This is a genomic window from Streptomyces sp. NRRL F-5135 (assembly GCF_000719775.1).
Lineage (GTDB): Bacteria > Actinomycetota > Actinomycetes > Streptomycetales > Streptomycetaceae > Streptomyces > Streptomyces hebeiensis.
The window spans coordinates 95,993-120,867 of sequence record NZ_JOHR01000010.1; the positions used below are offsets into that span (position 1 = coordinate 95,993).

Annotated in this window: 12 protein-coding genes and 2 pseudogenes; 3 read left to right on the forward strand and 11 right to left on the reverse strand. The window is 72.7% G+C overall.

Annotated elements, in window-relative coordinates:
* Window positions 1–395 precede the first annotated feature (395 nt).
* The 3 genes from IG02_RS0119425 to IG02_RS0119435 all read right to left on the reverse strand — a co-directional run bounded on the left by IG02_RS0119425 (window position 396) and on the right by IG02_RS0119435 (window position 5,835).
* Window positions 396–1,877, reverse strand: a complete 1,482-nt coding sequence (locus IG02_RS0119425) for a maltokinase N-terminal cap-like domain-containing protein (protein WP_030749389.1) — start codon at window positions 1,875–1,877, stop codon at window positions 396–398.
* 245 nt (window positions 1,878–2,122) lie between these two features.
* The gene (gene treS, locus IG02_RS0119430) at window positions 2,123–3,850 is read right to left on the reverse strand and encodes a maltose alpha-D-glucosyltransferase (RefSeq protein WP_030749392.1); all 1,728 of its coding nucleotides are present in this window, start codon (window positions 3,848–3,850) and stop codon (window positions 2,123–2,125) included.
* Window positions 3,847–5,835 (reverse strand): alpha-1,4-glucan--maltose-1-phosphate maltosyltransferase, encoded by a 1,989-nt coding sequence (locus IG02_RS0119435; RefSeq protein ID WP_030749395.1) that lies wholly within the window; start codon window positions 5,833–5,835, stop codon window positions 3,847–3,849. The genes treS and IG02_RS0119435 overlap by 4 nt, the downstream gene beginning before the upstream one ends.
* A 989-nt stretch (window positions 5,836–6,824) precedes the next feature.
* Here IG02_RS0119435 and glgP (IG02_RS43930) point away from each other — a divergent pair.
* Window positions 6,825–8,234 (forward strand): annotated as a pseudogene (gene glgP, locus IG02_RS43930) (alpha-glucan family phosphorylase); the annotation flags it as partial.
* Window positions 8,235–8,627: 393 nt separating this feature from the next.
* Window positions 8,628–9,971, forward strand: a pseudogene (gene glgP / locus IG02_RS43650) (alpha-glucan family phosphorylase); the annotation flags it as partial.
* A gap of 144 nt (window positions 9,972–10,115) precedes the next feature.
* Here glgP (IG02_RS43650) and IG02_RS0119450 read toward each other — a convergent pair.
* A complete protein-coding gene (locus IG02_RS0119450) occupies window positions 10,116–10,655 on the reverse strand; it encodes an SMI1/KNR4 family protein (protein WP_030749396.1) in 540 nt (179 codons plus the stop codon).
* 158 nt (window positions 10,656–10,813) lie between these two features.
* A complete protein-coding gene (locus IG02_RS36630) occupies window positions 10,814–11,914 on the reverse strand; it encodes a serine/threonine dehydratase (RefSeq protein ID WP_037803501.1) in 1,101 nt (366 codons plus the stop codon).
* A gap of 50 nt (window positions 11,915–11,964) precedes the next feature.
* Here IG02_RS36630 and IG02_RS0119460 point away from each other — a divergent pair, with 50 nt between their 5' ends.
* Window positions 11,965–12,606: a TetR/AcrR family transcriptional regulator C-terminal domain-containing protein gene (locus IG02_RS0119460; protein ID WP_030749402.1), complete on the forward strand. Its 642-nt coding sequence runs from the start codon at window positions 11,965–11,967 to the stop codon at window positions 12,604–12,606.
* Window positions 12,607–12,733: 127 nt separating this feature from the next.
* Here the strand turns inward: IG02_RS0119460 and IG02_RS0119465 are convergent, their stop codons facing one another.
* The 6 genes from IG02_RS0119465 to glgX all read right to left on the reverse strand — a co-directional run bounded on the left by IG02_RS0119465 (window position 12,734) and on the right by glgX (window position 24,745).
* The gene (locus tag IG02_RS0119465; RefSeq protein WP_030749404.1) at window positions 12,734–14,854 is read right to left on the reverse strand and encodes an acyltransferase family protein; all 2,121 of its coding nucleotides are present in this window, start codon (window positions 14,852–14,854) and stop codon (window positions 12,734–12,736) included.
* Between the two features lie 310 nt (window positions 14,855–15,164).
* Window positions 15,165–17,192: a M4 family metallopeptidase gene (locus tag IG02_RS0119470; RefSeq protein WP_030749407.1), complete on the reverse strand. Its 2,028-nt coding sequence runs from the start codon at window positions 17,190–17,192 to the stop codon at window positions 15,165–15,167.
* Window positions 17,193–17,637: 445 nt separating this feature from the next.
* On the reverse strand, window positions 17,638–18,144 hold the full coding sequence (locus IG02_RS0119475) for a metallophosphoesterase family protein (protein ID WP_030749409.1): 507 nt from the start codon (window positions 18,142–18,144) through the stop codon (window positions 17,638–17,640).
* Between the two features lie 54 nt (window positions 18,145–18,198).
* Window positions 18,199–20,151 (reverse strand): ABC transporter ATP-binding protein, encoded by a 1,953-nt coding sequence (locus IG02_RS0119480; protein WP_078854615.1) that lies wholly within the window; start codon window positions 20,149–20,151, stop codon window positions 18,199–18,201.
* Window positions 20,148–22,247 (reverse strand): ABC transporter ATP-binding protein, encoded by a 2,100-nt coding sequence (locus tag IG02_RS0119485; protein ID WP_199814043.1) that lies wholly within the window; start codon window positions 22,245–22,247, stop codon window positions 20,148–20,150. The genes IG02_RS0119480 and IG02_RS0119485 overlap by 4 nt, the downstream gene beginning before the upstream one ends.
* Before the next feature lie 140 nt (window positions 22,248–22,387).
* A complete protein-coding gene (glgX, locus tag IG02_RS0119490; protein WP_078854616.1) occupies window positions 22,388–24,745 on the reverse strand; it encodes a glycogen debranching protein GlgX in 2,358 nt (785 codons plus the stop codon).
* Between the last annotated feature and the right edge of the window lie 130 nt (window positions 24,746–24,875).

Sequence of the window (24,875 nt, forward strand, 5' to 3'; positions counted from 1 at the left end):
GTACGGGGCGGGGTCGGTGCGGTCGGGCTGACGGGCGGGGCCGGCTACGGGGACGGGCCGGGCGCGGGCCCGGCGTACGTCCCGGTCGTGCCCGCCCGCCGGGGGCACGGCGGGACGGTCGCGGCGGACGGAACCCGGCCGCCGGTCCCGGGAGCCCGCCACCGGGGCCCGCCGCTCCGGGACGGGCCCCAGGGCGTAACGCCCGTACCGCCCGACGGTGGCGGTCCGACCGGCCAACCGTGGTGATCCGTCCCTCCGACGGTGGGGGAGCGGCACGGTCGCGTCGCGCCGGAGCGCACGCCGGGCGGACCGCCCGCGTACGCGACCGCGGTGGGCCCCGACGTCCGTCGTGTGCACGACCACCGTGGCCGCCGCCGTGTCTCCCGGACACCGAATCAGGCACCACCGGCCAGCCGGCTGATCGCCGCCATCGGCACCGGCAGCCAGTCGGGCCGGTGCCGCGCCTCGTACAGCACCTCGTACACCGCCTTGTCCGTCTCGTAGGCCCGCAGCAGCTCCGGTTCGGCGCGCGGGTCGGTGCCCGAGGCCGCCGCGTACCCCTCGCAGTACGCCGCCCGGCAGCGCGCCGCCCACTCCGGGCGCCACGGCTGGTGCGAACGCGCCGCGTAGTCGAACGACCGGAGCATGCCCGCCACATCGCGGACGGGCGGCTGCGGGCGCCGCCGCTCGGCGAGCGGTCTGGCCGGTTCGCCCTCGAAGTCGATGACCGACCACTCGCCGTCCGGGGTGCGCAAGGCCTGGCCGAGGTGCAGATCGCCGTGCACGCGCTGGGCCGGCCTGGCGCGGCCCGCCTCGTCGAGCCCGGCGACCGCGGTGAACGCGGTGCGCAGTCCGGGGACGTACGGTTTGAGCGCGGGCACCGCACGGGCGACCGCGTCCAGGCGCTCGGCCATGCCGCCCGCCAGCTGCGCGGTCTGCCGGCGCCCCAGGGTGACGGTGGGCAGGGCGGTGGCGAGCGCGGTGTGCACCTCGGCGGTGGCCCGCCCCAGCGCGTACGCCTCACCGGTGAACTCCCGGCCCCGCGCCAGCGCCGCCAGGGCCAGTCGCCAGCCGTCCTGGGACCCGCGCAGGAACGGCTGGAGCACCCCGAGCGTGAGGGTGTCCCCGCTGCCCGAGGGGTCGGCCGCCTCGAACCAGCCGACCGGGGCCGGCACCCGCCCGCAGCCCTCGGCGGCCAGCGCCAGCGGCAGCTCCAGGTCCGGGTGCGGGCCGGGGAGGACCCGGCGGAGGATCTTGAGGATGTACTCCTCCCCGTACACCAGCGAGGAGTTGGACTGCTCGGCGCCCAGCGGCCGGCCGGGGAGTCCCGCGGACACGGTGCCCGACCCCTCGAAGCGCAGCGGACCCAGTGTGCCGGGCGTGCGCAATCGTTCCAGCAGAAGGTCCGCCAGGCGCGGGTCGTACAGCGCCTCGTACAGCGTGCGGCCGGTCAGCGGGCCCTGGGTGACGTGTCCGATCAGCGCGGGCGCGAGCCGGGGCGGGAGCGCCTTGCGCACGCCCAGCAGGAGTTGGTAGCAGTCGCCCGCGGGATCGGGGGCGGGGGTGGAGGAGGGGATCGTGGGCGGGACGGCGGGCGGCGGCCCGGCGGGCCCGCGCTGTTCGACGCGCACGAGCAGATGCAGCAGCCCCGGACCGCCCGTGTCCGACGGCAGCAGCTCGGTGACCGCCACCGGGGTGAAGCCGGTGACGGGGCGGCCCTTGCCCGCGAACCAGCGTCGGCCGGGCAGCCAGTCACGCAGTAACGGGGCGATCGAGCCGACCAGCACCCTCGCGTCGTGGGGCGGGAGGGAGGCGGGTACGGAGGATGAGGCGGTGACGGGACGCGGCGTGATCCGGGTGGATGCAGCCTTCGACATGGCCTCGCGTCCTTTCCCCGGGCACACCACAGGATGCGCAGAGTGTCCCGGATTGCGGCAATGGCTGTCCGGCTGTGCGGGACGTGTCGGGTGAGGATGATCCGTACGGATCTTTTTCGTACGAATGAGTGCGCGGGTGATCGAGCAGATCCGTATGAATCGAACCGATGTCGGGGAGAGTGCCCCGTTCGAGTCATGGAAAACGCCTCGAACAGGGCCCACAGGTCAACTCCGTGTAACGCCTGTCATCCGAGAGCGGGCATGTCTCTCCTGAGCCGGAACCAGTAGAAGCCGTGCCCCGCGAGCGTCAGCAGATACGGCCACTCCCCGATGGCCGGGAAGCGCACGCCGCCGATCAGCTCCACCGGATGGCGTCCGCTGAACTCCCGCAGGTCCAGCTCCGTCGGCTGCGCGAAGCGCGAGAAGTTGTGCACGCACAGCACCACGTCGTCACCGTCGCCCTGCGGGGAGGGCGCCTCGCGCAGGAAGGCGAGCACGGCCGGGTTGGACGAGGGCAGTTCGGTGTACGAGCCGAGTCCGAAGGCCGGGTTCTGTTTGCGGATCTCGATCATCCGCCGGGTCCAGTGCAGCAGCGAGGACGGTGAGGCCATCGCCGCTTCCACGTTGGTGACCTGGTAGCCGTAGACCGGGTCCATGATGGTCGGCAGGTAGAGCCGGCCGGGGTCGCTGGAGGAGAAGCCCGCGTTCCGGTCCGGCGTCCACTGCATGGGCGTGCGCACGGCGTCCCGGTCGCCCAGCCAGATGTTGTCGCCCATTCCGATCTCGTCCCCGTAGTACAGGATCGGGGAGCCGGGCAGCGACAGCAGCAGGGCGGTGAACAGCTCGATCTGGTTGCGGTCGTTGTCCAGCAGCGGGGCGAGCCGGCGCCGGATGCCGATGTTGGCGCGCATGCGCGGGTCCTTGGCGTACTCCGCGTACATGTAGTCGCGCTCTTCGTCCGTGACCATCTCCAGCGTCAACTCGTCGTGGTTGCGCAGGAAGATGCCCCATTGGCAGCCCGTGGGGATGGCCGGGGTCTTGGCCAGGATCTCCGAGACCGGGTAGCGGGACTCGCGCCGCACCGCCATGAAGATGCGCGGCATGACGGGGAAGTGGAACGCCATGTGGCACTCGTCGCCGCCCGAGGCGTAGTCGCCGAAGTAGTCGACCACGTCCTCCGGCCACTGGTTGGCCTCGGCGAGGATCACCGTGTCGGGGTAGTTGGCGTCGATCTCCTTGCGTACCCGCTTGAGGAACTCGTGGGTGGCGGGCAGGTTCTCGCAGTTGGTGTTCTCCTGCTGGTACAGGTACGGCACGGCGTCCAGCCGGAAGCCGTCGATGCCGAGGTCCAGCCAGAAGCGGAGCGCGGAGACGATCTCCTCCTGCACCGCCGGGTTCTCGTAGTTGAGGTCCGGCTGGTGGGAGAAGAAGCGGTGCCAGAAGTACTGCTTGCGGACCGGGTCGAAGGTCCAGTTCGAGCTCTCCGTGTCGACGAAGATGACGCGCGCGTCCTGGTACTGCTTGTCGTCGTCGGCCCAGACGTAGTAGTCGCCGTACGGTCCGTCGGGGTCCTCGCGGGACGCCTGGAACCACTCGTGCTGGTCGCTCGTGTGGTTCATGACGAAGTCGATGATGACGCGCATACCGCGCTGGTGCGCGGCGTCGACGAACTCGACGAAGTCGGCGAGGTCGCCGAACTCGGGCAGTACCGCCGTGTAGTCGGACACGTCGTAACCGCCGTCGCGCAGGGGCGACTTGAAGAACGGGGGGAGCCAGAGGCAGTCGACCCCCAGCCACTGGAGGTAGTCGAGCTTGGCCGTCAGACCCTTGAGGTCGCCGACGCCGTCTCCGTTGCTGTCCTGGAACGAGCGCACCAGGACCTCGTAGAAGACGGCCCGCTTGAACCAGTCGGGATCGCGGTCCTTGGCCGGGGTGTCCTCGAACGTGTCGTGGACGGGCTCATTGACGATCATGATGTGGGTGACCCTCCGATCGGCGGGGACGGTCGCAGCACCAGGATGTGCGCGGGCGTGACACCCGGCTCGAGGCGCACATAGTTGGCACTGCCCCAGTGATAGGTCTCGCCGGTGAGCTCATCGCGCACCGTGACGGTCTCGTCCGGTTCGAGGCCGAGCCGTTGCATGTCCAACGAGAGCGTCGTCTCCTGGGTGTGGTGGGGGTCGAGGTTCACGACCGCCAGAACGATGTCCGTGCCCGACCGTTTGCTGTACGCGATGACCGCGTCGTTGTCGGCGTGGTGGAAATGGATGTCGCGCAGCTGCTGCAGGGCGGGGTGCCGTCGTCTGATCCGGTTGAGCGTGGTGATCAACGGGGCGATCGTGCGGCCTTCACGCTCGGCCGCCGCCCAGTCCCGGGGGCGCAGCTGGTATTTCTCCGAGTCAACGTACTCCTCGCTCCCGGCTTTCGCGGGTACGTTCTCGCAGAGTTCGTATCCCGCGTACACTCCCCACGCCGGTGACATCGTGGCGGCCAGTACGGCCCTCACCTCGAATGCGGGGCGCCCTCCTTCCTGGAGATAGGCGTGCAGGATGTCCGGCGTGTTCACGAAGAAGTTCGGCCGCATGCAGGCCGCCGACTCACCGGCCAGTTCCGTCAGGTACTCGGTCAGTTCGTGCTTGGTGTTCCGCCAGGTGAAGTACGTGTACGACTGCTGGAAGCCGATCGCGCCGAGCGTGTGCATCATGGCCGGCCGGGTGAATGCCTCGGCCAGGAAGACGACATCGGGATCGGTGCGGTTGATGTGGGCGATGACCTTCTCCCAGAAGACCACCGGCTTGGTGTGCGGATTGTCGACGCGGAAGATCCGTACTCCGTGGGACATCCAGTAACGAAGAATCCTGGTCGTCTCGCGAACGATTCCGCGCATATCGCGATCGAAAGCGATCGGATAGATGTCCTGGTATTTCTTCGGGGGATTCTCCGCGTACGCGATGGAGCCGTCGGCCCGATGATGGAACCAGTCGGGACGCCGGGTGACCCAGGGGTGGTCGGGTGAGCACTGGAGCGCGAAGTCGAGGGCGACCTCCATGCGCAGGGTGCGCGCCGTCGCCACGAAGTGGTCGAAGTCCTCGATCGTGCCGAGGTCCGGGTGGATCGCGTCGTGGCCGCCGTCGGCCGAACCGATCGCCCAGGGCACGCCGACGTCGTGCGGGCCCGGTGTCAGGGAGTTGTTGGGGCCTTTGCGATGGGTGGTGCCGATGGGGTGGATCGGTGGCAGATACACGACGTCAAAACCCATGGCGGCCACGGCGGGCAGCCGCTTGGCCGCCGTCCGGAACGTGCCGCTGACCGGCGGTTCGCCCTGCCTGACCACGGCGCCCTCGGAGCGCGGGAACAGCTCGTACCAGGACCCGTACAGCGCGCGCCGCCGCTCGACCAGCAGGGGAGCGGGGCGCGAGGCGGTCACCAGTTCGCGCAGCGGGTGCCGGACGAGCGCCGCGTCGGCGTCGGGGGCGAACGCCGCCGCCAGCCGGTCCGCGGCGGTCAGCGAGGTGTCGCGCAGCCGGTCGGCGGCGGCCAGCACGGCCTCCCGCCCGTCGTTCTTGGGGACGCCCGCCGCGGCCCGTTCGTACAGCTCGGCTCCCTCGGTGAGCACCAGCTCCGGTTCGATGTCCGCGGGGATCTTGACGCGGGCGGCGCGCCGCCAGGTGGTGACCGGATCGCTCCATGCCTCGACGGTGAAGCTCCAGCGGCCCTCCTCGGTGGGGGTGACCTCGGCGCCCCAGCGGTCCGTGCCGGGAGCCAGTTCACGCATGGGGGTCCGGGGGCCGGGCCGGCCGGCCGGGTCCACGAGGACGACATCGGCCGCGACGGCGTCGTGCCCCTCGCGGAAGACGGTCGCGGTGACCTGGAAGGTCTCACCGCTCACCGCCTTCGCGGGGCGTCTGCCGCCGTCGACCGACGGGCGTACGTCCAGGACGGGAATGCGACCAATCAGTGGTTTCACTGGATCACCTGACGAGGGTGGTACGGGCATGACAGATGGGCCGGGCGAGGCAGACGTGGCAGGCGTGGCAGTCGTGCCGGGGGAGGCGGAGATGGCAGGCGTGAGGGGTGTTGCGGTGATGGCAGGCGTGGCGAGCAGAGCGGGGCCGGTGGGGGATCGGGCTGGGCACGGGTGGCAGGCCGAGCGGAATCGGCCTGCGGACCGGCTCCGGTGTGATGGCCGGGTGTTCTTTGTAGCTGCTCGGTAGACGACTGGGAGGCTGCGGGCATGGCCGCTCCTGTCCGCGTTCACTCGAATAGCGGTGGAATTGTGTGGTGACGCGCTCGTATGCCGTACACACGAATCGCGTTGTCGTGCCGCGTGCTCTCGTGCGGTGTCGCCGTGCGGGGCGTTGCCGTGCGTCGTGCCGTCGCGCGAGGGGTCGCGCGTGGTGTGTTCGCGCGCCGGTCCGGTGCCGTGTGCGCCGTGCATATGAGCCCTGGGCGTGCCGTGCGTCCGTGCCGTGCGGGTGTGCGGCACGAGCCGTACGCGTGCGCCTGAGCGTGTTGTGCGCCGTGCGTACCGGAGAAGCCTTCCCCCTCTGTTCGGGTGGGCAATCCGGCGGTTTGTTAACTACTAGGACGTAATGATGATCACCTGGTAACTGCTCCGGGGGACCGTGGGCCGAGCCGTGGGCACGGGCCGAACGCGACCCACTGCTGTGTCGGTTGCCCCGGAAGGGCGCGAAGACCCGGGGGTGAGTGCGCGAATGCGCCGTGTTTGCGCAGGGCGGGGTGAGGCTAACGTCGGACAGACGGCGGGCGCACAACGGGGTGCGCCCCCGCGCTCGTATGCGTGCCCGTGCCCGTGCCTGTGTCCGTGCCTGTGTTCGTGCCCGCTCTTGTGCTCGTGTCCGGGGCGCCTCCGTGTGGCCCCGTCCGATTCATATGTCCCGCTCATATGTCCGCTGCCACTCGTATGTCCTTGCGAAGGTGGAACACGTGAAGGCAATTCGTCGGTTCACCGTCCGCCCCGTCCTGCCGGAACCCCTCCAACCGCTCGGCGACCTCGCCCGTAACCTGCGCTGGTCCTGGCACACGGAGACCCGTGACCTGTTCGAGTCGGTCGACCCGGCCGGCTGGCGGGCGGCCGACGGGGATCCGGTGCGGCTGCTCGGCGGTGTGTCCGCCGCCCGGCTCGCCGAACTGGCCGCGGACCGCCGTTTCCTGGAGAGACTGGCCGCGGCGGCGGCCGGGCTCGACACCTACCTGCGCGGCGACCGCTGGTACCAGCGGCGCGACGGCGAGGACGGGGAGCTGCCGGCGGCGGTCGCCTACTTCTCCCCCGAGTTCGGGGTCACGGCGGCCCTGCCGCAGTACTCCGGCGGGCTCGGCATCCTCGCCGGTGACCATCTCAAAGCGGCCAGCGACCTCGGCGTTCCGCTCATCGGCGTCGGACTGCTCTACCGGCACGGATACTTCCGCCAGTCCCTCTCGCGCGACGGCTGGCAGCAGGAGCAGTACCCGGTCCTCGATCCGGACGAACTGCCGCTCACGCTGCTGCGCGAACACGGTGGCGCCCCGGCGCAGGTGGTGCTGGCCCTGCCCGGCGGCCGGTCGCTGCGCGCGTGCGTCTGGCAGGCGCGGGTCGGACGGGTACCGCTGCTGATGCTCGACTCGGACGTCGAGGAGAACGGGCCGGCCGAGCGAAACGTGACCGACCGGCTCTACGGCGGTGCCAGTGAACACCGGCTGCTCCAGGAGATGCTGCTGGGCATCGGCGGGGTGCGGGCGGTACGGGCGTACTGCCGGCTGACCGGCCACCCGGCGCCCGAGGTGTTCCACACCAACGAGGGGCACGCGGGGTTCCTGGGCCTCGAGCGCATCCGGGAGCTGGTGACCGGCGGAACCGCCGGGGGTGGCGCGGGTGCCGGTGGTGGTACGGGGACTGCACGGGCCACGGCGCCCACCGGGGCGGGGGACGGGCGCGGCGGTTCCGGTACGGCCCCGGCCGCCGGACTGGGCTTCGATGCCGCGCTGGAGGCGGTCAGGGCCGGGACGGTCTTCACCACGCACACGCCCGTGCCCGCCGGGATCGACCGCTTCGACCGCGCGCTGGTGGCCCGGCACTTCGGGGACGACGGCGAACTGCCCGGCGTGGACGTGGACCGGGTGCTCGGCCTCGGCCTGGAGACCCAGCCCGGCGGCGACCCGAGGCTGTTCAACATGGCCGTGATGGGAATGCGGCTCGCCCAGCGGGCCAACGGTGTCTCCACGCTGCACGGCGCGGTGAGCCGGCGGATGTTCGCCGGGCTCTGGCCGGGTTTCGACCCGGAGGAGGTGCCCATCACCTCCGTGACCAACGGGGTGCACGCGCCGACGTGGGTGGCACCGGAGATCGCAGCACTGGGCAGGAACGGCGACGGGGCGGAGCTGGGCAGGCACGGCGACGGGGCGGCGCCCGGAACGTACGGCGACGGGGCGGCCGGGGCGCCGGAGGCCGAGGCGCCCCGGGCACCCGGGGGCGGGGCGGGCCGGGCAGCCGGGGACGGGCCCGCGGACGCCCCGGACGCTCCGGATGCCGAACCAGCGGACGCCGCTGACCGCGTGTCGCCGGAGGCCCGGGACCGGGTGTCGGCGGAGGCCCGGGACCGCGTGTCGGCGGATGCCCCGGACGCCGGGCCGGGGTGTAGCCCGGAGACCGCGTCGGGGGAGCCCCCGGCCACGACACCGGGCAAGTCCCCGGACATCGCATCGGCGGACGCCCGCCCTGCCTCGGCGGACGCCATGGAACGTGCTTCGGCGGACGCCTTGGACCATGGTGCTTCGACGGACGCGCTCGCCCGGGTCCCCGACGCCGAGATCTGGAACGTACGCCGCGAGCTGCGGGCCCGACTGGTCGCCGAGGTACGGGAGCGCCTGCGCGCGTCCTGGCGGCTGCGCGGCGCACAGGACGCCGAACTGGGCTGGATCGACGGCGTACTGGACCCCGACGTCCTCACCATCGGCTTCGCCCGCCGGGTCCCCTCGTACAAACGGCTCACGCTGATGCTGCGCGACCGGAGCCGCCTGATGGATCTGCTGCTGCACCCCGACCGCCCGGTCCAGATCGTCGTCGCCGGCAAGGCGCACCCGGCGGACGACGGCGGCAAACGGCTGGTCCAGGAACTGGTGCGGTTCGCCGACGACGCCCGGGTGCGGCACCGCATCGTCTTCCTCCCCGACTACGGCATGGGCATGGCGCAGAAGCTCTACCCGGGGTGTGACGTGTGGCTGAACAACCCGCTGCGCCCCCTGGAGGCGTGCGGCACGAGCGGAATGAAGGCCGCGCTCAACGGGTGTCTCAACCTGTCGGTGCTGGACGGCTGGTGGGACGAGTGGTTCGAGCCGGACTTCGGCTGGGCCATCCCCACCGCCGAGGGCCTCTCCACCGACGAGAACCGCCGGGACGACCTGGAGGCCGGCGCGCTCTACGAGTTGATCGAGGACCGGGTCGCACCCCGCTTCTACGACCGCGACGAGGCGGGACTGCCCGGCCGCTGGATCGAGATGGTGCGCCGCACCCTCACCACTCTGGGGCCGAAGGTCCTGGCGGGACGCATGGTGCGCGAGTATGTGGAGCGGCTGTACGCGCCCGCCGCCCGCGCCCACCGGGCCCTGGACGCCGGCACGGCCGCGGAGCTGGCCGCCTGGAAGTACCGTACGCGCACGCTCTGGCCGCGTGTCTCGGTCGACCACGTCGAGGCGGTGGCGGCCGGCACACCCGGTGGCGGGCCCGGCGGCTGCGGTGGTTCGTCCGGTGGCGCGGCGGGCGGGGCCGAGCTGGGCTCCACGCTCTCGCTGCGGGTGAGCGTGGGTCTCGGTGAACTGCGCCCGGAGGACGTGGAGGTGCAGGCCGTCGCGGGCCGGGTGGGCTCGGACGACGCGCTCGCGGAGGCCCGCACCTTCCCCCTCAAACCGGCAGCCGGGCCCGACATGGAGGGCCGCTGGGTGTACGAGGGCCCGCTCGCGCTGGACCGCACGGGCCCGTACGGCTACACGGTCCGGGTGCTGCCCGCGCACCCCCTGCTCGCGACGGGCGCGGATCTGGGCCTGGTGACACTGCCGACGGAGGCGACGGGGGAGGGCGCGGGCGTCCTGCTGAGGTGAGGGGGCGCGGCCTCGAAGCCGTGCCGTGAGCCCGGCGGCCGCCGGGCCCGTGGTGAGCGCGCGGCGCGGTGCGCTCACCACGGGGCTTCCGTCATGGGCGGAGCGGCGGCGGCTCGACCGAGCGGCGCCGCGCCGTCGCCGGGTTCAGACGAAGGCGGAGCTGGGACGGAACTCGTGTGAACCGGCCGACGGTCGGCCGCAGTAGTCCGACGCCACGCTCCCGGTCAGCAGGACGCCTTCCAGGAACTCCCCGCAAGCCATCTCGTGTGTCTCCCATTCCGGGCCGTGCGCACCGTTGAGGATGACGGTCCACTCGTCCGGCTTCTGCCCGGGGCGCACGAGCCAGTACAGATACGACCCGGCCTCCGTCAGCGCCCAGGCGATGACACGGGTGCCCTCCTCTTCCAGTTCGGGAGGCTTCGGCTCGCCGAACGACCAGAGGCGCTCCAGGGCGTGCGGGCGTTCCTTGTTCTCCGTCACCAGGTCGTAGTGCTTGTTGGCACACCACGGTTCCAGGAGCCACAGCGTGCCGTCGAACACCCCGCCGCCATAGGCGTCGACCAGCTCCTTGTAGTCGTTCGGCAGCGAGGCGCCGATCTGGGTCTCGACCCGCTGCCAGTCCTTCGGCTGCGGGGCGGCGGATGGGGGAATGGCCTTGACCAGGCGGGAGACGGGTGAGTTCATCAGGTGCTCCTTTCAGCCCGGCCACGCTACGTGACACGTGTCCTGACAAGCCAAGTGGCCGGAACCCGCCCGCGGGAGCCGTTCGCGCGGGGCGGCCCTCGCGCCGTCGGTCAGGCCTGGTGCGCCACTTGTCGCGTCTCTCGCGTCTCTCGCTTCTCTTACGCCTCTCGCGCCAGCGAGGTCACATCCGTATTCGCGCCGCACAGCACCACGCACACCCGCTCCCCGGGCTCCGGCCGGTACGCGCCGCTCGTGAGGGCCGCCAGGGCGGTGGCCGCCGCGTGTTCCACCGCCAGCCGACGGTCGTCCCACAGGGCGCGGCGGACCGCGGTGATCTCCGGGTCCCGTACGAGGACGGAGCGCACGTCTCCGTGGAGCGCGGCGGCCAGCGCCGTAGGGGAGGCGTGCGACGCGCCCAGCGAGTCCGCGGCGACCGAGTCGACGGGCACCTCCACCACCCGGCCCGCCTCGACCGCGGCGTTCAGGGCGCGGCAGTTCTCCGGCTCGGCCGCCACGACCCGTACGCCGTGCTCGCGCGCCGCCGTGGCCACGCCCGCGAACAGGCCGCCCCCGCCGACCGCGACCACGACCGTGTCCAGGTCCGGCAGCCGTTCGTGGATCTCCTCCAGCAGGGTGCCCGCCCCGGCCGCGATCAGCGGGTGGTCGTACGCGTGCGAGCGCAGCGCGCCCGCCGTCGCGGCGAAGTCCTCACACGCGGCCAGCGCCTGGGCGTAGGTGTTCCCGGCGAGCCGTACGTCCGCGCCGTACGCGCGCAGGCGCCCGACCTTCACCGCGGGAGCCGTCTCGGGCAGGAACACCGTCGCGGGTACGCCCTGCTGCCGCGCGGCCCAGGCGCAGGCGAGCCCCGCGTTGCCGCCCGAGGCGATCGTCACCCCGGCGTCCGGCAGGGCACCGGCCTCGCGGTGGGCGCGCAGGAAGTTCTGCGCGCCGCGCGCCTTGAAACTGCCGGTGTGCTGGAGGTGCTCCAGGGCCAGCCAGAGCCGGGCCGGGGCCCCGGGCCCGTCTTCTGCGTCCCCCGTCGCGTTCCCCCGGCCGCCGGACGCGACAGGTGAGGCGGCGCCGGACGCGCCCGCGGCCCCGCCTCGGACGTTCGGATCGCCGGACCGGCGCCCCGTCCCGTACGCGCCCGTCCCGTAGGCCCCCGGCTCCACCGGCGCGACGGTCACCGGCCGCACCTGTCCGGCGATGCGCCCGGCGGCCCTCCCGACCTCGTCGTAGGTGAGTTCCCAGTCCTGCATTGAGACCGCTCCGTTCCGTCTGCGATACGGTGTACCGTACGCTGGCTCGCATGACCGGGCAAATGGCTTCCAGCGACCCCGCCGCCCCCGAGCGCATCGCCGCCGCGGCCCTCGCCCTCCTCGACCGGGACGGCCCGGGAGCGCTCAGCTTCCGTACGGTGGCCGCGCGGCTCGGCGTCGCGCACGCCACCGTCCAGCGCCGGTGCGTCGACCTGGCCGGCCTGCTCGACCTGTGCGCCGACCAGCTCGCGGCCGAGCTGCCCGACATCCCGCCGGGCACGGGCTGGGCGGAGGCCACCGAGGAGCGGTTCCGCCGCCTGTACGAGGTGCTGATCGCCCACCCCGGCCTGCTCGCCCTGCGGGGCGCCCGGCCCTGGCTCGGCCCCCGGCTGCTGGGACGGCTGGTGGAGCCGCAGCTCGCCGACAGCCTCGCCGCGGGCATGACGGCCGGGGAGGCGATCGCCGCCTACCGGCGGATGTACCTGCTCACGCTGGGGAGCGCGACCTTCGTCGACCACCGCGACCCGAAGGGATCGATGGCCCTGACCCGGACGGCGCTGGCCTCGCTCGATCCCGAGGAGTTCCCCGTACTGACCGGGCACCTGGCCGCGATCGTGCCCGCCGTGACCGACCACGAGGTCTTCCACGGCGCGCTGCGTCAGCTCGTCCGGGCCGCGGACCCCGGCCGCTGACCGGGCCCCCGTCAGGCCCCTTCCTCCGGCCCCTTCCTCCGGCCCCACCCTCGGGCCCGTCCCTCCGGCTCCACTCCCGGGGCGTTCGACCGAGCACGTCCTCCGGGGCCTTCGCCGGACGGGTTCCTCAGCTCGTCGGTTTCCGCCGCACCGGCTCGGGCAACCGGTCGCCGAGAACCGGCGCGAGGGCTTCCGCGTAGCCCTCGGCCAGGTGGCTGTCATCGCGGTAGACGAACCGGTCGCCCACGACGACCGGGCAGTTGCCGCGCGCGTCGCACAGCCAGGGCGTGGGGTCGATCACCGTGACACCGGTCGTGGCGGCCGCGGCCCTCTCCGCCCGCTGCCGGCGCTCGTCCCGTATCGCCTGGGGCAGGTGGTTCGCGCAGCGCCCCAGCCGCAGCGGGTAGGAGGCGGCGCAGTCGACCGCGTCGACCTTGGGCCAGGGCGTGTCGAGGAGGGCGGCCACCCGGGTGCCGGTGGCGGTGAGGGACCGGAACGTGTCCTGGAAGCCGGCCGTCCACTGCCGGACCGGATCACCGGCCGGCCGGGCCGGCGTGCCCGCGTCCGAGGAGGAGACGACCACCAGCGCCGGCCGCAGCCGCCCGATGCGCTCGACGGCCGTCCGCCGCCAGGCATCGCACGCCGTGTACGGCTTCCGGTGATCGACGACGGTCACCGCGGCGACCTTGCACGAGGCCTTGGTCAGGGAGACCAGTTTCCACCCGCGCTCCCGCGCGAGCCGGTCCAGCGCCGGGAACCACTGCGCCGCGTGGGAATCGCCGAGGAGGACGACGACGGTGTCCGAGGACCGGTCGCCGTACACGCAGGCCGGTGACCGCGTGGGGCCGTACGGCACGTGACAGCCGTCCCGGTAGACCGCCGATCGCGCCTTCTTCACCTCGCCGAGCGCGGGGGTGAGGTTGCTCGGCAGACCGGCGCCGGAGCGCGCGACGAGATCGGCGAGTTCCGCCCCGCGCGCCCCTGGGCCGGGTGCCGAGGCCAGCGTCTCGGAGACCGCGGGCGCGGTCGCGTCGGAGCTGATCGGCGGCGGAAAGGCCGCCGCCACCAGGGCGGTTGACGCGGCGACGGCGGACAGGCCGAGCCCGAACGCCATGGCCCGCCGGGGCCGGCGGCGGAACGCGGTGTGGAAGCGCACCGGGTTCTCGATCAGCCGGAGCGTGCCCCACGCCAGCACCAGCGCCACCGCGCTCAAGCCCAGTGCGAGCCGGACGGAGGCCGGCCTGCCGAGTGCCATCGGGCCGACGACCAGCAGCGGCCAGTGCCACAGGTACCAGCCGTACGAGAGCCCGCCCAGCCATACCGCCGGCCGCCGCGCGAGCAGCAGTTCCGCGCCGAACGGTGTCGGCCGGGCGCCGCCTGCCAGGACGAGCACGGTGCCGAGCACGGGCAGGAGCGCGTGGTACCCGGGGAACGGGGTGTCGGCGTCGAAGAGGACCGCCGCGAGGAGGACACAGGCCAGACCGGCCCAGGTGAGGGAGGCGGCGAGGGCCTGCCGCAGCGGCCCCCGCGCGCCGGCCGGCTCCCGGCGGGCGAGGAACAGGGCCAGGAGCGCCCCGGCACCGAGTTCCCAGGCCCGGGTGTGGGTGCCGAAGTACGCCCACGACGCCGCGTCCCTAGGCGCGTACGCGGTCGCGTACACGCTCAGCCCGAACGAGACCGCGCACAGCAGGGCGAGCGGCGCGGCCAGAAGCCCGCGCCGTCGCGCCGCCGCCTTCCAGCTGAGCAGCAGGAGCGGCGGCCACACCAGGTAGAACTGCTCCTCCACGGCCAGCGACCAGAAGTGCTGGAAAGGGGAGGGCGGGCTGTCCTGGGCGAGATAGTCGGTGCCCGAGAGCGCCAGACGGAAATTGACCGTGTAGAGGGCGCTGCTGATCGCGTCGCCCGCGTATTCCGTGAACCGGACTTTCGACAGGAACAGCCAGGAACCGGCGAGTGCGGTCACGGCGACCAGTGTCGAGGCGGGGAGCAGACGCAGTGCCCGGCGGGCGTAGAACCTCCTGACCGACAGGCCCCCGGTGGTAGTCAGTTCACGCAGCAGGAGGGAGGTGATGAGAAAGCCCGAGATGACGAAGAAGACGTCGACCCCGACATAGCCGCCGGCGAACGCGCCCACCCCGGCGTGGGAAAGGACGACCAGCGTGACGGCCAGGGCGCGGAGCCCTTGCACGTCGAGGCGGAACCGAGCGCCCGCGGAAGGTCTTTCCGGGGTCTGAGAGTTTCGTGTCACGACTGGACTGTACGGAAAGGGAACGGAGTTGCCGCGACGCCCCTCATCCGGGGCGGAATTCACGGCCCGTTCATTCGGCGGACCGTTCGCGTACGCCGTGGGATCGCGTAAAAGAAATCGCGCGGGAAGCGGAATGCCGCACACGCGATTTCTCGGCCACGGGCGCGAGGCCGCCCGGGGTGTCCGTACACCCCGGGCGGCTCCTCGCGAGAGGGAGATCCGGCAGAAGGCCAGAAGGCCAGAAGGCCAGAAGGCCAGAAGGCCAGAAGGCCAGAAGGCCGGAAGCTCCGAGCGGCAGAACGCCTGAGCGTCAGAAGGTCAGCTTGAACCCGTTGATCCGGCCGGTGTCCTGCGACGCCACGTCCTGGACCTTCAGCTGCCAGGTGCCGTTGGCGACCTCGGAGGAGGCGTTGACCAGGTAGGTCTCCACCACGTCGTCCGCCGAGTCGCTGCCGCTGCTGGCCTTCAGGCGGTAGCTGGCGCCGCTCGGCCCGACCAGGTCGATGACCAGGTCACCGCGCCAGGTGTGGGTGATGTCGACGTCGACCTGGAGGGTGGCCGGGGCGTTGCCGGCGACACCGCTGACCGTGAGGGACGAGGTGACCGCCGCGCCGTTGTCCGGGATGGCGACCTGCGTGGTGCTCTCGAAGGTCTGGCCCGTGCCGGTGCCGCCGCCCGGGCGGGCGCCCACGGCGATGCCGGCCCAGGCGTCCTGGACGGACTTGTACTCGGCGCTGGTGGTGCCGTACAGCTCGGCCGCGACCGCGAGCGTGCCCGTGCGGGCCGCCGCGTAGTTCGTGGTGGAGGTGAACTTCGTGGCGAGCGCCTTGAACCAGATCTGCTCGGCCTTCGCCCGGCCGATGCCGGTCACCGGCAGCCCGTCGGAGGTCGAGGAGTTGTAGGAGACTCCGTTGATGGTCTTCGCGCCGCTGCCCTCGGACAGCAGGTAGAAGAAGTGGTTGGCCGGGCCGGACGAGTAGTGCACGTCCACGCCGCCGATCCCGGAGTACCAGGAGTCCTTGGACGCGCCGTCCTTGCTCGGCTTGTCCATGTAGCGCAGCGGCGTGCCGTTGCCGTTGATGTCGATCTTCTCGCCGACGAGGTAGTCACCCGGGTCGCTGGGGTTGGCGGCCCAGAACTCCACGGCCGCGGCGAAGATGTCGCTCGTCGCCTCGTTCAGGCCGCCGGACTCGCCGCTGTAGACCAGCTTGGCGGTGTTGGCGGTGACACCGTGGGACATCTCGTGGGCGGCTACGTCGATGGACGTGAGCGGCTTGGCGTTGCCGGAGCCGTCGCCGTACGTCATGCAGAAGCAGCTGTCCTGCCAGAAGGCGTTGACGTAACCGCTGCTGTAGTGGACGCGGGAGTACGCGCCGACGCCGTCGCCGCGGATGCCGGTCCTGCCGTGCACGTTCTTGAAGTAGTCCCAGGTCAGACCCGCGCCGTAGGCGGCGTCGGCGCCCGCCGTCTCCAGGTTGGAGGCGACACCGTTGCCCCAGGTGTCGGTGGACTTCGAGAAGAGGGTGCCGGTGCCCGACGTTCCGCGGTTCAGGTTGTACGTCTTGTGGTTGCCGCGGCCGCCGTCGGTGAGGTTGTACGTCGAGCCGGACAGCGTGGAGCCGAGCGTGACCTGGCCGCTGTACTGCGTGTTGCCCACGCCGTTCTGGACGGCCTGGTACTCGTAGAGCTTCTCGCCGGTGGCGGCGTCGGTGACGACGTGCAGCTCGTTCGGGGTGCCGTCGTGCTGGAGGCCGCCGACGACGGTCTCGTACGCGAGGGTGGGGGAGCCCTGCGCCATCCAGACGACCTTGCGCGGCGCGCGGTCGGCCTCGGTCCTGGTCGAACCCTCCGCCTTGGCGGCGCCCAGCGCCTGCTTCTCGGCGGCGGCCGGGGCGATGTCCGCCGTGGTGTCGACGTTTTTGAGGACGGCCGTGGACGCCTTGCTCACGGACTTGGGGGCACCCGCCCCGGAGGAGGCGACGACGAGGTCGCCGCCGAGGACCGGCAGGCCCTGGTACGTGCGCTCGTACCGGGTGTGGGTGGTGCCGTCGACGTCCTGGACGACGTCGCGTACGACGAGCTTCTCCTGCGCGCCGAGGCCGAGCTTCCTGGCGGTTTCGGCCTTGGCGGTGTCGGCCTCGCGGATCAGCGCGGCGCGCTGCGCGGGCGACAGGTCGCGCGGCAGGGCCCCGGGGTCGGCCTTGCCCGCGACCGGCGCGGTGGGTGCGCGGTCCGGCTGTGCGGTGGCGGTGCCGGCCTGCACGCCGACGGAGAGCAGGGCCGCTGCGGCGATCAGAGCGCCGGTCGCGGTGGCGCGACGGCTGGGCGTGGGTCTCACACGGACTCCTTCTGCGAGGGGGGACCGGGCGGCTCGGTGGGCCGCCGGGACGGTACACGCGGTGCCGGTGGAGCGGGGCGGAGCGAAGGACGGGGGAAGAGTCGCAGCAGGAACGCGCTCATGTCAGGGGCGCGTCAATAAGTTGGCCGGAAATGGTTCGCTGCCCGAAATTGCCTGTTCGTTAAGCGGACGTTTCGTCGATCATCACGTGTGCGCCGACGGGCGTTCATCGCGGGCCGAAGGTGCGAGGGTGCGGTAAGTCGGCTTGTCGGTGCGCGGGTTGACGATTGTGAACGGGGCGTTGAGCGGGGCGGAGGCGCGGTACGGGCCGGCCGCGCGGCTTTGTGGCGCGTTTCGCGCGGTGGTTCGTTGCGCACTCGGCCGAGCCGTGTGCCGTGGGCCGTGTGTTCCGTGACCACGTGCGGGCCCGCGTGAAGACCGGTGTTCAGGGGTGCCGGGGCGGCAGACGGTGCAGCGTGACCTCGGTGAGCCGTCCATCGGCCACTTCGGCCGTCATATAGGTGCGGAACGGCTGACGGCGTCTGTCCGTCGGCGAACCGGGATTGAGCAGCCGTAGCCCGCCCGGCGCGGTCGTGTCCCACGGGATGTGGCTGTGGCCGAACACCAGGACGTCGAGGCCGGGGAACCGCTCGGCGCACCGCCGCTCGCGGCCCTGGGCGGCCCCCGTCTCGTGTACGACACCGAAGCGCAGCCCGCCCAGCTCGACGCGCGCCACTTCGGGCAGCCTGGCCCGCAGCTCCGGGCCGTCGTTGTTGCCCCACACCCCGACCAGCCGCCGGGCCCGGGCCCCGAGCAGGTCCAGGGTCGCCACGTCCACCCAGTCGCCCGCGTGCAGGACGACGTCGGCGCGCTCGGCCCGTGCGAGGAGTTCGTCGGGCAGGCGCCCAGCGCGCCGGGGCACATGGGTGTCGGACATCAGCAGCAGGAGCACGGGAACGCGCCTTTCCTCGTACCGCACCGCCCAGCGGAGCCTCTCACCACGTCGTCACGCCAGGCTCTCGCGCCAGGCGCGGTGGAGGCCCGCGAAGCGGCCCGTGCCCGCGATCAGTTCCCGCGGCGGGCCGTCCTCCACGATCCGGCCGTGCTCCATCACCAGCACCCGGTCCGCGATCTCGACCGTCGAGAGGCGGTGCGCGATCACCACCGCCGTGCGGCCGCGCAGAACCGTGTCCATCGCGCGCTGCACCGCGCGCTCGCCCGGGATGTCGAGCGAACTGGTCGCCTCGTCGAGGATCAGGACCGCCGGATCCGCGAGCAGCGCCCGGGCGAAGGCGACGAGCTGGCGCTGACCGGCGGAGATCCGGCCCCCGCGCTTGCGCACGTCCGTGTCGTACCCGTCGGGCAGACCGCTGATGAAGTCGTGCGCGCCGATCGCCCTGGCGGCCCGCTCGATCTCCTCCCGGGTGGCGTCCGGGCTGCCGATCGCGATGTTCTCGGCCACCGTCCCGGAGAACAGGAACGCCTCCTGTGTCACCATCACCACCCCGCGCCGCAGCTCGGGCGTCGACAGCGCCCGCAGGTCGACACCGTCGAGCAGGATCCGGCCCGCCGACGGGTCGTAGAAGCGGGCCAGCAGCTTGGCCAGCGTCGACTTGCCGGCGCCCGTCGAACCGACCACGGCCACGGTCTGCCCGGCCGGGATCGTCAGGTCGAACCGGGGCAGGACCTCGCCGCCCGTGCGGTACGCGAAGCTCACGCCGTCGAAGACGGCCGTGCGGCCGGGCAGGTCCCCGGCGCGCGGGGGCAGCGGCCGGGGCTCCTTCGCCTCCGGGACCGAGGGCCGCTGGGCCAGCAGCCCCGCGATCTTCTCCAGGGACGCGGCGGCGGACTGGTACGAGTTCAGGAACATCCCCAGCCGGTCTATCGGGTCGTACAGCCGCCGCAGGTACAGCACGGCGGCGGCCAGCACGCCGAGGGCGAGCGTGCCCGTCGCGACCCGGTACGCGCCCCAGAGCACGATGGCGGCGACGGCGGTGTTGGCGACGAGGCGCGAGCCGACCACGTAGCGGGCCATCTCCAGCAGCGCCCCGCCGTTGGCGCGTTCGTGCGTGTGGTTGAGCGCCCGGAAGTCCTTGTCGTTGGCGTTCTCGCGGCGGAAGGCCCGTACGGGCCTGATGCCGTTGACGGTCTCCGCGAACTTCACGATCACCGCCGCGATGGCGGTGGAACGCAGGGTGTACATCCGGCCCGCCCGCCGCTGGTAGAGCCGTACGAGCAGGTACAGCGGCACGAACGAGAGCACGGCGGGGGCACCGAGTCCGACGTCCAGGTAGAGCAGCATCGCCGAGATGTACACGAACGCCAGGACCACGCCGATGAGTTCCTGCAGCCCCTCGCTGAGCAGCTCGCGCAGTGACTCGACGTCGGTGGTCGAGCGGGAGATCAGCCGTCCGGAGGTGTAACGCTCGTGGAAGTCCACGCTCAGGGCCTGCGCGTGACGGAAGATCCGGCCGCGCAGATCGAGCAGCACGTCCTGGTTGAGCCGGGCCGAGGCCCGGATGAACGCGTACTGGAAGACGCCGGAGCCCACCGCGCAGATCAGGTATCCCGTGCCGACGGCGATCAGCGGACCGTGGTCGCCGTCGCGGAAGGCGGGTACGCCCCGGTCGATGGCGTACGCGACGAGGAGCGGCCCCGCCTGGGCGGCGGCCTGCTGGAACAGCAGGAGGACGGCGGCGACGATCACCTTCGCCCGTCGTGCGCGCAGCAGCGACCGGAGGAGGGCGCCGGTGGCGCCCGGGGGAGTGGGCAGGTCGTCCCGGTCGAACGGGTCGCCGGACGCGGCCGGGGCGGTGGCACCGGTCGTCCCGGCGACTTCGGCCGTCTCGGCCGTCTCGGTGGCCTCGGTGTCGGTGGCCGCCGCGGACGTCGCCCGCCCGGCGAGGTCGGAGCCCGGGCCCGAGCCGGAGCCCGGCCCGGTGGTGGCCGGTGTCGTCATCGCACGCTCTCCTCTACCGCCGAGTCGTCCGCGGAGCGGCCCGCCATGTCATCGGCGTCCGGGGCGGCGACGGCGGCCGGGGCACGGCCGGCCGCGGTCGCGGCCCCGGGCCCCGCCTCCCCGTCGTGGCGCGCGCCGGACATCAGCCACGCGTACTCCTCGCTGCTCCGCAGCAGCTCCTGGTGGGTGCCCACCGCCGCGATCCGGCCGCCCGAGAGCAGCGCGACCCGGTCCGCGAGCAGGACGGTCGACGGCCGGTGGGCCACGACCAGGGCCGTCGTCTCCTGGAGCACCTCGCGCAGCGCCGCCTCGACCAGGGCCTCCGTGTGCACGTCCAGCGCCGACAGCGGATCGTCCAGGACCAGGTAGCGCGGCTGTCCCACCACCGCCCTGGCCAGGGCGAGCCGTTGGCGCTGGCCGCCCGACAGACTCAGCCCCTGTTCACCCACCTGGGTGGCGGTCCCCTGGGGCAGGTCGTGCACGAACCCCGCCTGCGCCACCCGCAGCGCCCGCGCCAACGCGTCGTCGCCGGCGTCCGCCGCACCCATCAGCACGTTGTCCGCGACGCTCGCGGAGAACAGCGTCGGTTCCTCGAACGCCACCGAGACCAGCTTCCGCAGCCGCGCGCGCTCCATCGCGGCGATGTCCTCGCCGTCCAGGGTGATCCGGCCCTCGGTCGCGTCGTACATCCGGGGTACGAGCGCGGTCAGCGTGGTCTTGCCCGAACCCGTCGCGCCCACCAGGGCCATCGTCTCGCCGGGCCGGACGTGCAGATCGACGCCCGCCAGGACGGGCCCCGTGGCCGCGTCGGCGTCCGGGTAGCGGAACGTGACGCCCTCGAACCGCATTCCGTCCCGCTCCGGGCGCGCGCCCTCCCCCCGCCCGGGGGGCCGTTCACGCGGCCGCTCGTCCGGCCGCTGGTCCGGCAGTTCGTCCCGCCGTGTCCCCGGCCGTTCGTCCGACTCCTCCGGCACGTCCATCACCTCGAAGAACCGCTCGGTCGCCGTCGCCGAGTCCTGGCTCATCGCCACCAGGAAGCCGATCGACTCCACCGGCCACCGCAGCGCCAGCGCCGTCGACAGGAACGCGACGAGCGTGCCCGCCGAGAGGTCGCCGTCCGCGACCTGGATCGTGCCCAGCACCAGCGCCGCGCCGATCGCCAGCTCCGGGATGGTCATGATCAGCGCCCAGATGCCCGCCAGCAGCCGGGCCTTGACCAGCTCGGTGGCGCGCAGCCGCTCGGCCAGCGCGTGGAAGGCGAGGGACTGGCTGCGGTGGCGGCCGAACCCCTTGACGACCCGGATGCCGAGAACGCCCTCCTCGACCACCGTGGTCAGATCACCGACCTGGTCCTGCGCCCGGCGCGCGACCAGGGAGTACCGCGCCTCGAACAGCGACAGCAGAACCACCAGGGGAACGGCCGGCGCCAGGAGGACCAGCCCGAGCGACCAGTCCTGCATCAAGAGGATGACGAATCCGACGACAATGGTCGTCCCGTTGACCAGCAGGAAGGTCAGCGGGAAGGCCAGGAACATCCGCAGCAGCATCAGGTCGGTCGTCCCGCGCGACAGCAGCTGCCCCGATGGCCAGCGGTCGTGGAAGGACACCGGGAGCCGCTGCAGATGGCGGTAGAGATCGGCTCGCATCGCCGCCTCCACACCGGCCAGCGGCCGGGCCACCAGCCACCGCCGGAGGCCGAACAGCAGCGCCTCGGCGATGCCGAGCAGCAGCAGGATCAGCGCGCCGAACCACACGCCCGGCAGGTCCCGGTCCGTGACCGGCCCGTCCACCATCCACTTCAGGACGATCGGGATCAGGAGCCCCAGGCAGGACGCGACGATGGCGACGAACGCCGCGCCGAACAGCCGCACCCGCACAGGGCGTACGTACGGCCACAGCCGCAGCAGGGAGCGGAAGGAGGACCGACGAGGGGCCTGCTCGCCGGGCGGCGCGCCGGGCCCGTCCGCAGGCCCGTCGGGCCCGCCCGGACATCCGTCCGGACATCTTCGGCCCTGGTCGTGGTCGTGGTCCTGGCCCGGGGCTCGGACCCGGCCTGACGGGCCTCTCTCGTTCGTCTCCGCGTCTGTGGTCGTCATCACCCGCGAGCCTACGGTTCGCCACTGACATCGCCCACGCGTTTTTCCCGGCCGGCGCTCGTGGTCGTACCGCCATATCAACCGATCGGCTGAGCGGGGTGAGGCATTCGCCGTGCCCGGCCCGGCCCGGTCCGGCCGTCCTACCGCCGCACCCGGAACAGCCGTACCGACCGTTCCGGTACCGTCACCGTCGTACCCGCCGGACACACCGTCCCCGGTGCCTCCTCCTGCTCCTCCCGCGCCGTGTCCACCACCAGTTCGTAAGCCTCCGCCCAGGGCGGCCCAGGCAGCGTGAACTCCACCGGCTCCGCCCCCGCGTGCAGCACCGTCAGGAAGCTGTCGTCCACGATCCGCCGTCCGCGCGCGTCCCGTCCCGGGATGTCCCGTCCGGACAGGAAGAACGCGATGGTCGAGGTCGGCGCGTACCAGTCCCGCTCCGTCAGCTCCGTGCCGCGCGGGGTGAACCAGGCCAGGTCCCGCAGCCCGTCCGGCGCCTGCGGCCGGCCGGAGAAGAACGCGCTGCGCCGCAGCACGGGGTGGGCCCGCCGCAGGGCCAGCAGCCGCGCGGTGAGCCCGTACAGGCCCCGTCCGCCGCCCTCCTCGTCCGTCCGGTCCAGCAGCGACCAGTCGAGCCAGCTCACCTCGTTGTCCTGGCAGTACGCGTTGTTGTTGCCGTGCTGCGTACGGCCCATCTCGTCGCCCGCGACGAGCATCGGCACCCCCGTCGACACCAGCAGGGTGGTGAGCAGGTTGCGCAGCTGCCGGCGGCGCAGCGCGGCGACGCCCGGATCGTCCGTCCCGCCCTCCGCGCCGCAGTTCCAGGAGCGGTTGTCGTCCGTGCCGTCCCGGTTGCCCTCGCCGTTCGCCTCGTTGTGCTTGCGCTCGTACGACACCAGGTCGCGCAGGGTGAAACCGTCGTGCGCGGTGATGAAGTTGACGGAGGCGTACGGCCGCCGGCCGCCCCACCCGTACAGGTCGCTCGACCCGGACAGCCGGTAGCCGAGGTCCCGTACGTCCGGCAGCGCGCCGCGCCAGAAGTCCCGCACGGCGTCGCGGTAGCGGTCGTTCCACTCCGTCCACAGCGGGGGGAACGCGCCCACCTGGTAGCCGCCGGCCCCCACGTCCCACGGCTCCGCGATCAGCTTCACCCGGCGCAGCACCGGGTCCTGGGCGATCACGGCGAGGAACGGCGAGAGCATGTCGACGCCGTGCCCGGACCGGGCCAGGGCCGCCGCCAGGTCGAAGCGGAAACCGTCCACGCCCATCTCCGTGACCCAGTAGCGCAGTGAGTCGGTGATCAGCCGCAGCACCTGCGGCCGGCCCACGTCCAGCGTGTTCCCGCAGCCGGTGTAGTCCGCGTAGCGCCGGGCGTCGGCCGGCAGCCGGTAGTAGGCGCGGTTGTCGATCCCGCGCAGGGAGAGCGTCGGCCCCCGCTCGCCCGCCTCCGCCGAATGGTTGTAGACCACGTCGAGGATGACCTCTATCCCGGCCGCGTGCAGCGACCGGACCATGCCCTTGAACTCCTCGACCTGCTGCCCGCGCGTGCCGCTCGCCGCGTAGGCCGCGTGCGGGGCGAAGTAGCCGATGGAGTTGTAACCCCAGTAGTTGCGCAGGCCGCGCCGGAGCAGATGGTCCTCGTGCGCGAACTGGTGGACGGGCAGCAGTTCCACCGCCGTCACCCCGAGCCGCCGCAGATGGCCGACGGCGGCGGGGTGGCCGAGGCCGGCGTACGTGCCGCGCAGTTCCTCCGGCACGCCCGGGTGGCGCCTGGTGAAGCCCCGCACGTGCAGCTCGTAGATGACGGTGTCCGCCCACGGCGTCTTGGGCCGCCGGTCGTCGGCCCAGGCGTCTCCGGGCACGCCGTCGTGCACGACGACCCCCTTGGGCACGTACGGGGCGGAGTCGCGCTCGTCGCGCACGGTGTCCGCGACCTGCTGCTGCGGCCAGTCGCGGACATGGCCGTAGACCTCCGGCGGCAGGGCGCCGTAGTCGTTGCCCCCGGCGGCGTCGACCGCGCGGGCGTACGGGTCGAGGAGCAGCTTCGCGGGGTTCCAGCGGGCGCCCGTCCAGGGGTCCCAGCGGCCGTGCACCCGGAAGCCGTACCGCCGGCCAGGCCGGACGCCGGGGACGAAGCCGTGCCAGATCTCGTCGGTCAGCTCGGTCAGCGGCAGACGCGTCTCGACGTCCTCGCCGCCCGCAGGCCCGTCGCGTTCGGTGAACAAGCACAGCTCGACGGCCTCGGCGCCGCCCGCCCAGAGCGCGAAGTTGGTGCCCGCCACGCCGTCGGGGCCCACGCGGTAGCGCGCGCCCAGGGGAGTGGGCGAGCCGGGCCGGACCACGGGCGGGGCGGGCCTCTGCCGGATCACCCGGGGCGCTTCCCCTTCCTCCCTCGGCCTTCCGGTGTCCACGGCGTGGCCCCCGACGACCCCACCGGCCGATTCCCGTACCGCCCCTCGCAGTGCCTCCGGCACTGACCGACGCTCGGCTGCGCTCGCCACCTTCCGGCCTCCCGCGGCTCGCGGACCCCGCGGATCGGTGCCTACGGCGTCCCGGCCGTCGCCCCCTCGCGCGGTCCTCCTCCCTGTTCTGCCCGCAAGGAGCGCCCCGCTCACGTTTCCCCGGGAGGGG